Source organism: Bacillus sp. 0102A, assembly GCF_036765155.1.
GTDB lineage: Bacteria > Bacillota > Bacilli > Bacillales > Bacillaceae > Bacillus > Bacillus subtilis_G.
In genome coordinates this window covers 367,559-380,954 of the sequence record NZ_JBAIZW010000002.1, presented here as the reverse complement: position 1 = coordinate 380,954, position 13,396 = coordinate 367,559, and the positions used below count along the sequence as shown (strand labels likewise).

The 13,396-nt window shown below is 45.6% G+C and carries 12 protein-coding genes; 11 read left to right on the top strand and 1 reads right to left on the bottom strand.

Features of this window, described 5'->3' with window-relative positions:
* Positions 1-12: 12 nt before the first annotated feature.
* The 4 genes from cysC (at position 13) to sirC (ending at position 2,733) form a co-directional block, all read left to right on the top strand.
* The gene (cysC, locus tag V6D41_RS06325; protein ID WP_333517626.1) at positions 13-600 is read left to right on the top strand and encodes an adenylyl-sulfate kinase; all 588 of its coding nucleotides are present in this window, start codon (positions 13-15) and stop codon (positions 598-600) included.
* Positions 601-702: 102 nt separating this feature from the next.
* On the top strand, positions 703-1,476 hold the full coding sequence (gene cobA / locus V6D41_RS06320; protein ID WP_333517625.1) for a uroporphyrinogen-III C-methyltransferase: 774 nt from the start codon (positions 703-705) through the stop codon (positions 1,474-1,476).
* Between the two features lie 2 nt (positions 1,477-1,478).
* A complete protein-coding gene (gene sirB, locus V6D41_RS06315; RefSeq protein WP_333517624.1) occupies positions 1,479-2,264 on the top strand; it encodes a sirohydrochlorin chelatase in 786 nt (261 codons plus the stop codon).
* On the top strand, positions 2,245-2,733 hold the full coding sequence (gene sirC / locus V6D41_RS06310; protein ID WP_148961941.1) for a precorrin-2 dehydrogenase: 489 nt from the start codon (positions 2,245-2,247) through the stop codon (positions 2,731-2,733). Before sirB ends, sirC begins: the two co-directional genes overlap by 20 nt.
* A gap of 302 nt (positions 2,734-3,035) precedes the next feature.
* Here the strand turns inward: sirC and rqcH are convergent, their stop codons facing one another.
* Entirely contained in the window at positions 3,036-4,748 is a 1,713-nt protein-coding gene (rqcH, locus tag V6D41_RS06305; protein WP_333517623.1) for a tRNA modification protein RqcH, read from the bottom strand.
* Between the two features lie 119 nt (positions 4,749-4,867).
* On the opposite strand from rqcH, the gene V6D41_RS06300 reads away from it, so the two are divergent.
* The 7 genes from V6D41_RS06300 (at position 4,868) to priA (ending at position 13,388) form a co-directional block, all read left to right on the top strand.
* A complete protein-coding gene (locus V6D41_RS06300; protein ID WP_333517622.1) occupies positions 4,868-7,540 on the top strand; it encodes a calcium-translocating P-type ATPase, SERCA-type in 2,673 nt (890 codons plus the stop codon).
* An 81-nt stretch (positions 7,541-7,621) separates the two neighbouring features.
* A complete protein-coding gene (locus V6D41_RS06295) occupies positions 7,622-8,497 on the top strand; it encodes a YicC/YloC family endoribonuclease (RefSeq protein WP_333517621.1) in 876 nt (291 codons plus the stop codon).
* A 76-nt stretch (positions 8,498-8,573) separates the two neighbouring features.
* Positions 8,574-8,843, top strand: a complete 270-nt coding sequence (gene remA / locus V6D41_RS06290; protein WP_003154355.1) for an extracellular matrix/biofilm regulator RemA — start codon at positions 8,574-8,576, stop codon at positions 8,841-8,843.
* Between the two features lie 7 nt (positions 8,844-8,850).
* Positions 8,851-9,465: a guanylate kinase gene (gmk, locus tag V6D41_RS06285; protein WP_010327898.1), complete on the top strand. Its 615-nt coding sequence runs from the start codon at positions 8,851-8,853 to the stop codon at positions 9,463-9,465.
* A 3-nt stretch (positions 9,466-9,468) separates the two neighbouring features.
* Positions 9,469-9,672 carry a DNA-directed RNA polymerase subunit omega gene (gene rpoZ / locus V6D41_RS06280; protein WP_087992101.1) on the top strand — a complete coding sequence of 68 codons (204 nt, stop codon included), beginning with the start codon at positions 9,469-9,471 and terminating at the stop codon, positions 9,670-9,672.
* Between the two features lie 81 nt (positions 9,673-9,753).
* Positions 9,754-10,974: a bifunctional phosphopantothenoylcysteine decarboxylase/phosphopantothenate--cysteine ligase CoaBC gene (gene coaBC / locus V6D41_RS06275; protein ID WP_333517620.1), complete on the top strand. Its 1,221-nt coding sequence runs from the start codon at positions 9,754-9,756 to the stop codon at positions 10,972-10,974.
* Positions 10,971-13,388 (top strand): primosomal protein N', encoded by a 2,418-nt coding sequence (priA, locus tag V6D41_RS06270; protein WP_333517619.1) that lies wholly within the window; start codon positions 10,971-10,973, stop codon positions 13,386-13,388. The genes coaBC and priA overlap by 4 nt, the downstream gene beginning before the upstream one ends.
* Positions 13,389-13,396 lie beyond the last annotated feature (8 nt).

The following is a 13,396-nucleotide window of genomic DNA, read 5'->3' as shown; positions in this document are numbered from 1 at the left end:
GGAGGACTGGCAGTGACAAATCGCGATATCGTATGGCATGAAGCCTCTATTACAAAAGAAGAGTACCAGCAAAAAAACAAGCATAAAAGCTCTATTCTTTGGCTGACAGGGTTAAGCGGTTCAGGCAAATCAACCATTGCCAATGCCGCTGCGAGAGAATTGTTTGAGCTGGGCTACCAAGTCATTGTGCTGGACGGGGATAATATCCGTCACGGCTTAAATAAGGATCTTGGTTTTTCGGATGAAGAACGTAAAGAAAACATCCGCCGAATCGGAGAGGTGGCAAAGTTGTTTGTTCAGCAGGGCACCATTGTGATCACTGCTTTTATCTCTCCTTTCCGCGAGGACAGAGAACAGGTTCGCCAGCTTGTAGAAGCAGGCGAATTCAATGAGGTATACATTAAATGCGACCTCGATATTTGTGAACAAAGGGATCCGAAAGGGCTCTACAAAAAAGCAAGAAACGGGGAAATTCCCTTCTTCACGGGAATTGATTCTCCTTATGAAGAGCCGGAAGCACCGGAGCTTGTTCTTGATTCAGGACAGCATGACCGTGAAGCGTGTAAAAACCAGCTGATCGAGTTTGTCAAAAAAAATTGAGCTAGTATGATCTGCTGTGTTCTTCTCAGATGCCGGAATGCAAGCGAGAACAACATTACAGCGAATGTTCTGGAAGAACTCGAATAGATCGGGGGAAATACGATGGGGAAAGTATATATTGTAGGAGCGGGTCCCGGAGACCCTGATCTGCTGACAATTAAAGCGCTGAAAGCCATTGAAAAAGCTGATGTCATCTTATATGACAGATTAGTAAATAAAGAGATTTTACAATATGCCAAAGAGCAAGCAGACCTGATCTACTGCGGGAAGCTTCCAGATTTTCATACGATGAAGCAAGAAACCATCAATCGATTTCTTGTGAAGTATGCGCAAAAAGGAAAAACTGTTGTCAGACTGAAAGGCGGTGACCCTTTTGTGTTCGGCAGAGGGGGAGAAGAAGCGGAATGCCTCTCAGAAAACGGAATTCCGTTTGAAATCATCCCCGGCATTACGTCAGGAATTGCGGCAGCTGCCTATGCCGGGATTCCTGTTACTCATCGTGATGCGGGCTCTAACGTCGCTTTTGTAACGGGTCATTATAAAAAAGAAGAGGATTTTGAGGAAAAGTGGAAAGCGCTGGCTACAGGAATTGATACACTTGTTATCTATATGGGTATCAAAAACATACAGCAGATTGAAAGAAAGCTCCTTGAAAACGGCCGGGACGGATCTACGCCGGCAGCCTTTATTCACTGGGGAACAACGGACAAGCAAAAAACTGTTTTTTGTACAGTTGATACCCTTTCAGAAACGGTGATAAAAGAGGACATTAAAAATCCGAGTTTAATTGTCGTTGGAAATGTTGTAAATTATCACTATAAGCTGGAATGGTTTAAGTCTGAACTGAAAAAACAAGATTTAAGCGAGGCGTTGTAAAAATGAAACAAGCAATTTTATATGTCGGCCACGGCAGCCGGGTGAAAAAGGCGCAGCAAGAAGCCGCGGCCTTTTTGGAAGGATGCAAGGCGCACGTCTCTGCGCCTGTACAGGAAATCAGCTTTTTAGAGCTTCAGGAGCCAACAATTGAGACAGGGTTTGAAGCATGTGTGAAACAAGGCGCCACTCATATCGCAGTGGTGCCTCTGCTTCTTTTAACAGCTGCGCATGCAAAACATGATATTCCGGAAGAAATTGCGCGTGCCGTATCTCGATATCCTTCGGTCCGCGTTTCATACGGAAGGCCGATCGGAATTGACGAAGAAGTAGTCAAAGCCGTATACCACCGAATGAAAGACATAGGTGTTCCGTATGAAAATGCCAGAGTCGTGCTCATCGGGAGGGGAAGTTCAGACCCCGAAGTCAAAAGAGATGTAACCGGTATTGCCAATCTTCTTCAAAATATGATTCCGGTCAAGGAGGTCATCCCGTGCTTTTTGACAGCATGCGGCCCGAATTACAAAGAGATTTTTTCAGAACTTAAAGAAAATGACGGCATAACAACCTTTATCGTTCCCTATTTGCTCTTTACGGGCATGCTGATGAATGAAATCGAACGAGAGTTTCAGGAATTAAAGGCTGTTAATCCGAATGTTTACCTCTCCTCCTATATCGGTTTCCACCCTCACGTGAAAAACGCATTTTTGAATCGTGTGAGAGAAACCGCTACAAACCCTGAAGGACAATTTGATTTTGACGGAGGTTCATATGCTCCCGCTGCACATTAGCCTGGAGAAGAAAAAGGTTGTCATTGCGGGAGGCGGCGGCATCGCTCTCAGAAGACTGAAAACGGTGCTCTCAGAGGGAGCTGATATTACGCTTGTCAGCCCGGATGTTGAACCGGAAATCAAGCAGATGGCAGACAATCGCCGCATCAGATGGGTCAGCCGTACGATTGAAAAAGAAGATTATCTCGATGCGTTTTTGATTATTGCCGCAACGGATAATGCGGCAGTCAACAAAGAGATTGCTCAAACCGCTTCGCCTTTTCAGCTTGTCAATTGTGTCAGTGATGCTGAGCTTGGCAATGTGTACATACCGAAAATCGTAAAAAGAGGGCATGTTACGGTATCTGTTTCTACAAACGGAGCCAGCCCAAAGCACACAAAGGAGCTGGCTGAAAAAGTGGATGAGCTGGTTGACGGCGGTTTTGTCGCTGAAGTTGACAGACTTTATCAGACGAGAAGAAAGAAATAAGCCAGAGCATACAAATGCTCTGACTTCAGATTGTTGACAAAACCCTAAAACAGTTTTCGTTTTAGGGTTTTGTCGTTTTTTCAGCGTGATTGAAAACCCTTGAAGTCTAGAAAGGACGAGCATCTAAGCAGACTTTCACAGGATGTGATGACGGCGGTGTTTAGGCAGGACGCCTAAGCATTTAGCCGCCGTTCCTTTCGGAGTTCGTGAGCACCGACGCGCAGGCCTGACAACGAATGCGAGGGTTTGTCGACACGCTGGCCAGAGCATACAAAGCTCTGGCTTTTCTTTATCCATGCGGTTCAGCTTTTTTTCAGCTTGATGACAGTATCAGCATCAGGTGTGACAAAGACGGTATGCTGGCTATCATAGGTGACGAAGCCGGGCTTCGCGCCGTTCGGTTTTTTGACATGCCTGATTTTTGTATAGTCTACAGGCACTGAACTTGAATCTTTAGCTTTTGAAAAATAAGCAGCAATCGTCGCGGCTTCCATGATTGTTTGCTCATCCGGCTCGCTGCTTCTGATCACAACGTGGGAGCCTGGAATATCCTTCGTGTGAAGCCAAATATCGTCTCTGGCTGCGGCTCTTGTCGTTAAATACTCATTTTGGCGGTTGTTTTTTCCTACTAAAATCATTAAGCCTGAAGAGGATTCATATGTTTCTAAAACTGGGTTGTGAGGTTTTTGTTTTTTCTGCCCTTTTTGCTGCTTAGGGCGTAAATATTTACCCTCCACAAGCTCCTCCCTGATCTCGCTAATATCTCGAGGGGAAGCGGACGAAAGCTGCTGAATCAGCTGATCGAAGTATTCGATCTCTTCCTGCGCCAGCCTAATTTGTTCCTCGACAACTGCGACCGAGTTTTTTGCTTTCTGATACTTCGTGAAGTAGGCCTGTGCGTTTTCAGACGGCGTTTTATTCGGGTTTAAAGGAATCGTGATTGTCGGACTTTCTTCATCGTAATAGTTGATGACCTTAGCCTGTTTATCACCTTTTTTCAGCCTATATAAATGAGCAGTTAAAAGCTCCCCGTAAAGCTGAAATTCCTTCGCGTTTTCCGAATACTCCAGTGTTTTCTCTAATTTTTTGATTTTGTTTGCATTCTTCTTCCGTTCATTGACAACAAACCGTTCAAGGTCCTGTGCCTGCTGTTTAACGCGGTCTCGTTCAGCTTTTCCGAAATAAAAACGGTCGAGCAGCTCGCTTAATGAATCAAACCGGCGCGCTTCACCTTTTAAATGAGTCAGCTCCAGCAGATAAAAATATTCTTTTCCGCTTACAGTCGTAATGTTTGGAATGAACCGGTGTTCTTTTACTTCCGCAAACAGCTCCAGCAGCGCTTTTGGCAGTGTGACTTTATTGGCGAGACCCGCTCTGTGGACCGCTTCTTTGGCAAAGAGCGGAGACACGCCTGAAAAGTGGTCGACAATTTGTTTATCAAGCCGTCCTTCTTGAAAACTGAGATGACGTAAAATATCGTCTTCTGTCGCCTCGAACGGCGAGATTTTGTTCTGGGCCGGCGGAAGCTTATAATCATGGCCGGGCAGTACTGTACGGTAGCTGTTCATTGACGGAGATAAATGCTTAAGTCCGTCGATGATCAGATTTTCAGCTCCATCTGTCAAAATGATATTGCTGTGGCGTCCCATAATTTCCACATAAAGCTTCCGAACTGTTTCATCGCCTATTTCGTTCCGGCTTTTAATATGAAAAATCATAATGCGGTCTAAGCCCGCTTGTTCAATTTTCTCAATAAATCCGCCTTCGATATGCTTTCTCAGCAGCATGCAAAACATTGGCGGTTCGCTTGGGTTTTCATAAGCTTGCGTTGTGATGTGCACCCGTGAATAGCTCGGGTGTGCCGATAATAATAGTTTTTGGTTTTTTCCATTCGCGCGAATGTGAAAAATCACATCATGCTTATATGGCTGATGGACTTTCGTAATTCGCCCTCCCATGATTTTCTCGTTAAGTTCGTGTGTCATTCCGTATGTAAACATGCCATCAAACGACATATGCAATACACCCTCTCATTCTTCCTGCATTCGATAATTATAGCATGAAATGGGACGAGTCAGAATAAGCATGCTTATAGAGTGATATCTCTATAAGAGCAGGGGAGTGGACGAGCGGAATGAAGTTTCATGAAATGGGACAAATAGATTTACTAGAGGCAACCAATACGTCCATGAAACAAGGATTAACAGAAAAAGAGGTGAAAAAACGCCTCGACAAGCATGGGCCAAACGAGCTTCAAGAAGGAAAAAAAACATCAGCGCTTCTCTTGTTTTTCGCGCAGTTCAAAGATTTTATGGTGCTTGTGCTTCTGGCGGCAACGTTAATCTCAGGATTTCTTGGTGAATACGTAGACGCGGTTGCGATTATTGCGATTGTGTTTGTGAATGGCATACTCGGTTTCTTTCAAGAAAGGCGTGCTGAGCAATCTCTTCAGGCTTTAAAAGAGCTTTCAACACCACATGTCATGGCGCTCAGGGGAGGAAGCTGGATAAAGATTCCTTCTAAAGAACTTGTGCCGGGGGATATTGTGAAATTTACGAGCGGTGACAGAATTGGCGCGGACGTTCGAATTGTTGAAGCGAAAAGCCTTGAAATAGAAGAATCAGCGCTGACCGGGGAATCAATTCCGGTTGTGAAGCATGCCGACAAATTAAAAAAATCGGATGTTTCGCTCGGTGATATTACGAATATGGCATTTATGGGAACGATTGTGACCCGCGGCAGCGGTATCGGGGTCGTCGTCGGAACAGGTATGAATACCGCAATGGGGAAAATTGCCGATATGCTTGAATCGGCGGGGACACTGTCAACACCGCTGCAAAGACGACTGGAGCAGCTCGGGAAGATTTTAATTGTTGTTGCGTTGCTGCTGACGGTACTTGTCGTTGCTGTCGGTGTCATTCAGGGCCATGATCTGTACAGTATGTTTTTAGCGGGTGTGTCGCTGGCTGTAGCTGCTATTCCGGAGGGGCTCCCGGCGATTGTGACAGTGGCGCTGTCACTTGGCGTACAGCGGATGATTAAGCAAAAATCAATCGTAAGAAAGCTCCCTGCGGTTGAAACGCTTGGATGTGCATCCATCATTTGTTCAGATAAAACAGGGACAATGACGCAAAACAAAATGACGGTGACACATGTCTGGTCCGGAGGAAAAACATGGAGAGTAACTGGGACCGGCTATGAACCGAATGGAAGCTTCACACTGGATGAAAAAGAGATCAGTGTCAATGAGCATATGCCGCTTCAGCAGATGCTGCTGTTCGGAGCGCTTTGTAACAACTCCAATATTGAGAAAAGAGACAGCGAATATGTGCTTGACGGAGATCCGACAGAGGGGGCGCTGCTTACCGCGGCGAGAAAAGGCGGTTTTTCTAAGGAGTTTGTTGAATCTCATTATCGGGTGATTGAAGAGTTTCCGTTTGATTCTGTACGAAAAATGATGACTGTCATTGTAGAGGATCAGGACAGAAAGCGGTATATCATTACAAAAGGTGCACCGGATGTGCTGATGCAGCGTTCTTCCCGTATTTATTATGACGGCTCAGCGGCTCTTTTCTCTAATGAGAGAAAAGCAGAAACAGAGTCGGTATTAAGACATTTGGCATCCCAGGCGCTCAGAACGATAGCAGTTGCCTACAAGCCGATTAAAGCAGGTGAAACACCGTCTATGGAGCAGGCGGAAAAAGATTTGACGATGCTCGGCCTTTCAGGCATTATTGATCCGCCGCGGCCGGAAGTCAGACAGGCGATTAAAGAATGCCGTGAAGCGGGAATCAAGACTGTCATGATTACAGGCGATCATCTGGAGACCGCTAAAGCGATAGCGAAAGACTTGCGCCTCCTTCCGAAAAGCGGCAAAATCATGGACGGCAAGATGCTGAATGAACTTTCTCAAGAAGAGCTTTCAGGTGTCGTAGAGGATGTGTATGTATTTGCCCGCGTTTCTCCTGAGCATAAACTGAAAATCGTGAAAGCCTACCAGGAAAACGGGCATATTGTGGCAATGACGGGAGACGGCGTCAATGACGCCCCAGCCATTAAACAAGCTGACATCGGAGTCGCTATGGGCATTACCGGCACTGATGTGGCCAAAGAAGCGTCATCCCTTGTTCTCGCGGATGATAATTTTGCGACGATCAAATCAGCGATAAAAGAGGGCAGAAACATCTATGAAAATATCAGAAAATTCATCAGGTATCTGTTGGCTTCTAACGTCGGAGAAATCCTTGTCATGCTGTTTGCGATGCTGCTTGCCCTTCCTTTGCCGCTCGTGCCGATTCAGATTTTGTGGGTCAACTTGGTGACGGACGGATTGCCGGCAATGGCGCTCGGCATGGATCAGCCGGAAGGAGACGTGATGAAGCGGAAGCCTCGTCATCCGAAGGAAGGGGTATTTGCCCGCAAGCTTGGATGGAAGGTCGTCTCCAGAGGATTTTTAATCGGAGCTGCCACTATTTTAGCGTTTATCATTGTATATCACCGGAATCCGGAGAATTTGGCTTACGCCCAGACGATCGCGTTTGCAACATTGGTGCTGGCTCAGCTGATTCACGTTTTTGACTGCCGCAGCGAGACCTCTGTTTTTTCCAGAAATCCGTTTGAAAACCTGTACTTAATCGGCGCGGTATTGTCATCCATGTTGCTGATGCTTGTCGTCATCTACTATCCGCCGCTTCAGCCGATTTTTCATACGGTAGCCATCACACCGGGAGACTGGATGCTCGTCATCGGCATGTCCGCCATTCCTACTTTTTTGCTGGCTGGGTCACTTTTGACAAGAAAAAAATAAATTCATATGATATAATCTTAGGGGTAATAGCATGTCTATTGCCCTTTTATTATAGAACAGGGAAGAATTGGGTGTTTTAAAATGATACGAAGTATGACAGGCTTCGGCAGCGCAAGCAAAACACAAGATGATCTCTCTGTAAGCGTTGAACTTAAATCTGTGAACTATAGATTTAAAGAAGTGAACGCTCGTTTGCCAAGGCCATTGCTATATTTTGAAGATAAACTGAAACAGACCATTCTGCAGCATATCCAGCGCGGAAGAATTGAACTTTTCGTGTCCGTTGACAGCGATATGCTTGTTGAGAAAAGGCTTGAAATTGATTGGCCGCTGCTCGATGAATATGTCGCAGCCGCGAGAGATATGAAGAAGCGGTATCAATTGGCTGCAGAGCCTGAAGTAATGGATTTCTTTAAGCTTGACCATGTCGTCCAGATTCATGAAGAACAGACGCAAAATGACAAGCTGGAGGCGTTAATCACCGCTGCTGCAGAGGAAGCGGTAAAAGGGCTCTGTGAAATGCGTGAAAAAGAGGGGCTGCTTTTAGCAAAAGACTGCCTGATGCATATTGATCAGCTTGAAGAGCTGGTGAATGAAACTGAATTGCTGGCAGCCGATGTCGTATCTCGCTACCGGGAACGGCTGTACGCCAGAATAAAAGAATGGACTGAAGACGTGTTAGACGAGAGCCGGCTTGTAACAGAATGCGCTATTTTTGCAGACCGATCTGATATCTCTGAAGAGATTACCAGACTGAAGAGCCACTTCGCCCAATTTCGTGATATATTAGCTGGTGGAGGAGCTGTCGGGCGCAAACTCGATTTTCTCGTTCAGGAGCTGAACCGGGAAGCAAATACAATCGGCTCAAAAGCAAATGATCATCAGATCACAAAGCTTGTCGTCGAAATGAAAAGTTCTATTGAAAAAATAAAAGAACAAGTGCAAAATATAGAATAGTGACTGTGCGTATTGTTTACAGACGGTCTTACTAGGCTAAACTAGAGACGTCTACTTTACAGGGGGAACGTAGAAGATGACGATTAAACTGATTAATATCGGATTTGGCAATATTATCTCCGCCAATCGGATGATTTCGATTGTCAGCCCGGAGTCTGCGCCAATCAAACGGATGATCCAGGATGCAAGAGACCGCGGAATGCTAATTGACGCTACATACGGGCGAAGAACCCGTGCAGTTGTCGTCATGGATAGTGATCACATTATCTTATCTGCCGTCCAGCCTGAGACAGTTGCACACAGACTTTCTGTTAAAGAAGAAATTATGGATGAAGGGCAGGGATAGTTGCCGCATGAAAGAAAGAGGGTTATTAATCGTTCTCTCAGGTCCCTCAGGAGTTGGTAAAGGAACGGTTCGGCAAGCGATCTTTTCGCAGGAAGACACAAAATTTGAATATTCGATCTCGGTAACCACAAGAAGTCCGCGAGAGGGCGAAGTGAACGGAGTCGATTATTTTTTCAAAACGAGAGAAGAATTCGAGCAAATGATTGCAGACAACAAGCTGCTTGAATGGGCGGAGTATGTCGGCAATTATTACGGCACTCCTGTCGATTATGTTGAACAGACGCTTCAAGATGGAAAAGATGTCTTTTTAGAAATCGAAGTTCAAGGCGCTCTTCAAGTGAGAAATGCTTTCCCGGAAGGCCTGTTTATTTTCCTTGCGCCTCCAAGCCTTTCTGAACTGAAGAACAGAATCGTGACACGGGGAACGGAAACAGACGCTCTGATTGAAAATCGAATGAAAGCCGCAAAAGCTGAGATCGAAATGATGGATGCTTATGATTATGTCGTTGAAAACGATAATGTCGAAAAGGCTTGCGACAAAATCAAAGCAATCGTTCTCGCTGAACATTTGAAGCGGGAGCGCGTTGCACCGAGATATAAGAAAATGCTGGAGGTTGAATAACAGATGTTAGATCCGTCGATTGACTCATTAATGAATAAATTAGATTCCAAATACACGCTCGTGACTGTTTCTGCGAGACGTGCGCGTGAAATGCAAATCAAAAAAGATCAGTTGATTGAACATACGATTTCACACAAATATGTAGGCAAAGCTTTAGAAGAAATTGATGCAGGCCTGCTTTCGTTTGAAAAGGAAGACCGCGAATAGTAGCACAAGTAGCAACCTATATCATGTAGGTTGTTATTTTTTTCCGTGCGGTTTTTGTAAAGTGCAGAGGGGGAGAAGTCATTGCTTAACAATCGGAATGTGTTACTTTGCGTGAGCGGAGGCATCGCTGTTTATAAAGCCTGTGCGTTAACGAGTAAGCTGGTTCAGGCAGGAGCAAATGTCAAAGTGATTATGACTGAATCAGCATGCCGATTCGTCTCACCGCTGACATTTCAGTCATTGAGCCGCCATGAAGTATATACAGATACATTTAAAGAACAGAATCCAAGTGTCATATCTCATATTGATGCTGCAGACTGGGCCGACTTGATTATCGTGGCACCGGCTACGGCTAATGTGATTGGAAAATTGGCAAACGGCATCGCCGATGATATGCTGACGACCACGTTGTTAGCGGCAACGGCTCCCGTATGGATCGCGCCGGCGATGAACGTTCACATGTATGACCACCCGGCAGTCAAACGAAATATTTCTGTTCTGTATAAGGATGGTTATCGTTTTATTGAGCCGAGTGAGGGCTATTTAGCGTGCGGTTATGTAGGGAAAGGCAGATTGGAAGAGCCAGAAAATATCGTGGAGCTAGCCGAAAAGCATTTTGCTGAAGAAAAAATTGCTCCTTTGGAGGGCAAACATGTGGTCATTACAGCTGGCCCGACACGGGAAGCGATTGATCCTGTCCGATTTTTCACCAATAAATCAACGGGTAAAATGGGATACGCATTAGCGGGGGCTGCTGTTCAGCTCGGCGCACAGGTAACCTTAATCTCTGGCCCTGTTTCACTTGATCAGCCTAAAGGTCTGGCTCAGTTCATTCCTGTTCAATCTGCTGCGGATATGCGCGATGCGGTGCTCTCTGTGTATGACTCAAGCGATATTGTCATTAAAACAGCTGCGGTAGCCGATTTTACGCCGAAAACCGTATTTGACCATAAAATAAAAAAACAAGACGGCGATATGACCTTTGAATTGACAAGAACGGTTGATATTTTAAAAGAATTGGGCGAGAAAAAGCAGTCCCAGCTTTTAGTTGGTTTCGCCGCTGAAACACAAGACGTTGAACACTATGCGCGCAAAAAGCTCGCCGCCAAAAATCTTGATATGATTGTGGCAAATGATGTGAAAGCAAACGGGGCCGGTTTTGGTGCTGATACGAATATCGTGACAATCTTTTTCGAAGACGGGCGCAAACGCGAGCTTCCGATGATGTCTAAGCTCGATGTTTCTTTTGGAATCCTTCAGGAAATCGCAGTCCTCTCAAAACAAACCGGAGAGCAATCATGAATTTTGCCGAGGTCATCGTTGATGTCAGCACTAAAAATATTGACAGGCCTTTTGATTATAAAATCCCGGACCATCTCAAAGGCATGATTAAAACGGGCATGCGGGTCATTGTTCCATTTGGCCCCCGTAAAATTCAAGGGTTTGTGACAGCTGTGAAAGAAGCATCTGATCTCTCGGGGAAATCTGTCAAGGAAGTAGAGGATTTATTAGATCTTACACCTGTTTTGACAGAGGAGCTGATGAATTTGTCATCATGGCTGTCCGACAAAACGCTGTCTTTTAAAATAACGGCGCTTCAAGTGATGCTGCCTGCCGCATTAAAGGCAAAATATGAAAAAGAACTAAAAATCACACAGGGCGCCGATCTTCCGCCGCAAGTGGATCGGCTGTTTTCTGAAACAAAGACTCTGCTGTATTCAGATATACCCGATCACGATACGCTGAAACTGATTCAAAAGCATGTTCAAAAAGGCAGCATTGACGTGACATATAAAGTCGCGCAAAAAACGAATAAAAAAGTGGTCAGGCATATTCAGGCAAATGCGAATATAGAAGAGCTTGCCAAGCAAGCAGAGGAATTATCCCGCCAAGCAGCCAAGCAGCAGGCGATTCTTCACTTTTTCATCGCTGAGCCGGAAGGTGTAAAAATCCCTGCGGCGGATTTGTGCAAAAAAACGGATGCAAGCTCTGCGACCATCAAAACCCTTATCCAAAAGGGGCTTTTGAAGGAAAGCTATGAAGAGGTTTACAGAGATCCCTATCAGGACAAAATGTTCAAAAAAACAGAGCCGCTCCCGCTGACAGACGAACAGAGCGCTGCCTTTCAGCCAATACGACAGACATTGGACAATGATGAGCATAAAGTGTTCCTCCTTCACGGCGTGACAGGAAGCGGAAAAACGGAAATTTATTTGCAATCGATTGAAAAAGTACTGGCGAAAGGAAAAGAAGCCATCGTCCTCGTACCGGAAATCTCGCTGACGCCGCAGATGGTCAATCGCTTTAAGGGCCGTTTCGGCTCTCAGGTAGCAGTCATGCACAGCGGATTATCCACAGGGGAAAAATATGACGAGTGGCGTAAAATCCACCGGAAGGAAGTGCGGCTTGTCGTCGGCGCCAGATCGGCTATTTTTGCTCCGTTTGAAAATCTTGGCATGATTATCATCGATGAAGAGCATGAGTCCTCTTATAAACAAGAAGAAATGCCGCGCTATCATGCGAAAGAGGTGGCAATCAAGCGGGCTGAGCATCACAGCTGTCCCGTTGTGTTAGGCAGTGCTACGCCGACATTAGAGTCATATGCACGGGCGCAAAAGGGTGTGTACGAGCTTCTTTCGCTGAAGCACCGCGTTAACCAACAGGTGATGCCTGAGGTTTCGCTTGTCGATATGAGAGAGGAGCTCAGAAACGGCAATCGCTCAATGTTTTCAGTTGAATTAATGGAACAGCTTGAAGAAACGATTGCCAAGGGTGAACAGGCGGTGCTGTTTTTAAATAAAAGAGGCTATTCTTCCTTTGTGATGTGCAGGGATTGCGGATATGTCCCGCAATGCCCGCACTGCGACATTTCCATGACGTATCATCGTTACGGCCAAAGGCTGAAATGCCATTATTGCGGACATGAAGAGCCTGTCCCGCATACTTGTCCCGAATGTGCAAGCGAGCATATCCGCTTTTTCGGGACGGGGACACAGCGAGTGGAGGAAGAACTGACAAAAGTTCTGCCAAATGCGAGAGTGATTCGGATGGATGTTGATACGACTTCAAGGAAGGGCGCCCATGAAAAATTATTGTCAGCTTTCGGAGAAGGAAAAGCGGATATTCTTCTCGGAACGCAAATGATCGCGAAAGGGCTTGATTTTCCCAATGTCACACTTGTCGGAGTGTTAAGCGCTGATACAACGCTCCATATTCCTGATTTCAGATCGGCCGAAAAAACATTTCAGCTGTTAACGCAAGTCAGCGGCCGGGCAGGAAGGCATGAGAAACCCGGCCGTGTCATCATTCAAACGTACACACCGTCCCATTACAGCATCCAGCTGACGAAGTCGCACGATTATGAAACGTTCTATCAGCATGAAATGGCGCACAGGAGAGAACAATCCTATCCGCCTTATTACTATTTGGCTCTTGTGACGGTTTCTCATGAGGAAGTGGCGAAAGCAGCTGTTACGGCTGAAAAAATCGCTCACTTTTTGAAAGCAAACTGCGGAGCTGACACGAAAATTCTCGGGCCTAGCGCGTCGCCGATAGCCCGGATCAAAGATAGATATCGCTATCAATGCGTGATAAAATACAAACAGGAAACCCGGTTATCCGCTTTATTGAAGAAGATACTGGAACATTATAAACGCGAAATTGAACAAAAGCATGTAATGATTTCAATTGATATGAATCCTTATATGATGATGTAAGATCTCAC

Bases quoted from the DNA above. Each gene is read 5' to 3' on its own strand.
- cobA (WP_333517625.1), top strand. From the start codon at position 703: ATGGGGAAAGTATATATTGTAGGAGCGGGTCCCGGAGACCCTGATCTG.
- sirB (WP_333517624.1), top strand. From the start codon at position 1,479: ATGAAACAAGCAATTTTATATGTCGGCCACGGCAGCCGGGTGAAAAAG.
- sirC (WP_148961941.1), top strand. From the start codon at position 2,245: ATGCTCCCGCTGCACATTAGCCTGGAGAAGAAAAAGGTTGTCATTGCG.
- rqcH (WP_333517623.1), bottom strand. From the start codon at position 4,748: ATGTCGTTTGATGGCATGTTTACATACGGAATGACACACGAACTTAAC.
- V6D41_RS06300 (WP_333517622.1), top strand. From the start codon at position 4,868: ATGAAGTTTCATGAAATGGGACAAATAGATTTACTAGAGGCAACCAAT.
- V6D41_RS06295 (WP_333517621.1), top strand. From the start codon at position 7,622: ATGATACGAAGTATGACAGGCTTCGGCAGCGCAAGCAAAACACAAGAT.
- remA (WP_003154355.1), top strand. From the start codon at position 8,574: ATGACGATTAAACTGATTAATATCGGATTTGGCAATATTATCTCCGCC.
- gmk (WP_010327898.1), top strand. From the start codon at position 8,851: ATGAAAGAAAGAGGGTTATTAATCGTTCTCTCAGGTCCCTCAGGAGTT.
- rpoZ (WP_087992101.1), top strand. From the start codon at position 9,469: ATGTTAGATCCGTCGATTGACTCATTAATGAATAAATTAGATTCCAAA.
- priA (WP_333517619.1), top strand. From the start codon at position 10,971: ATGAATTTTGCCGAGGTCATCGTTGATGTCAGCACTAAAAATATTGAC.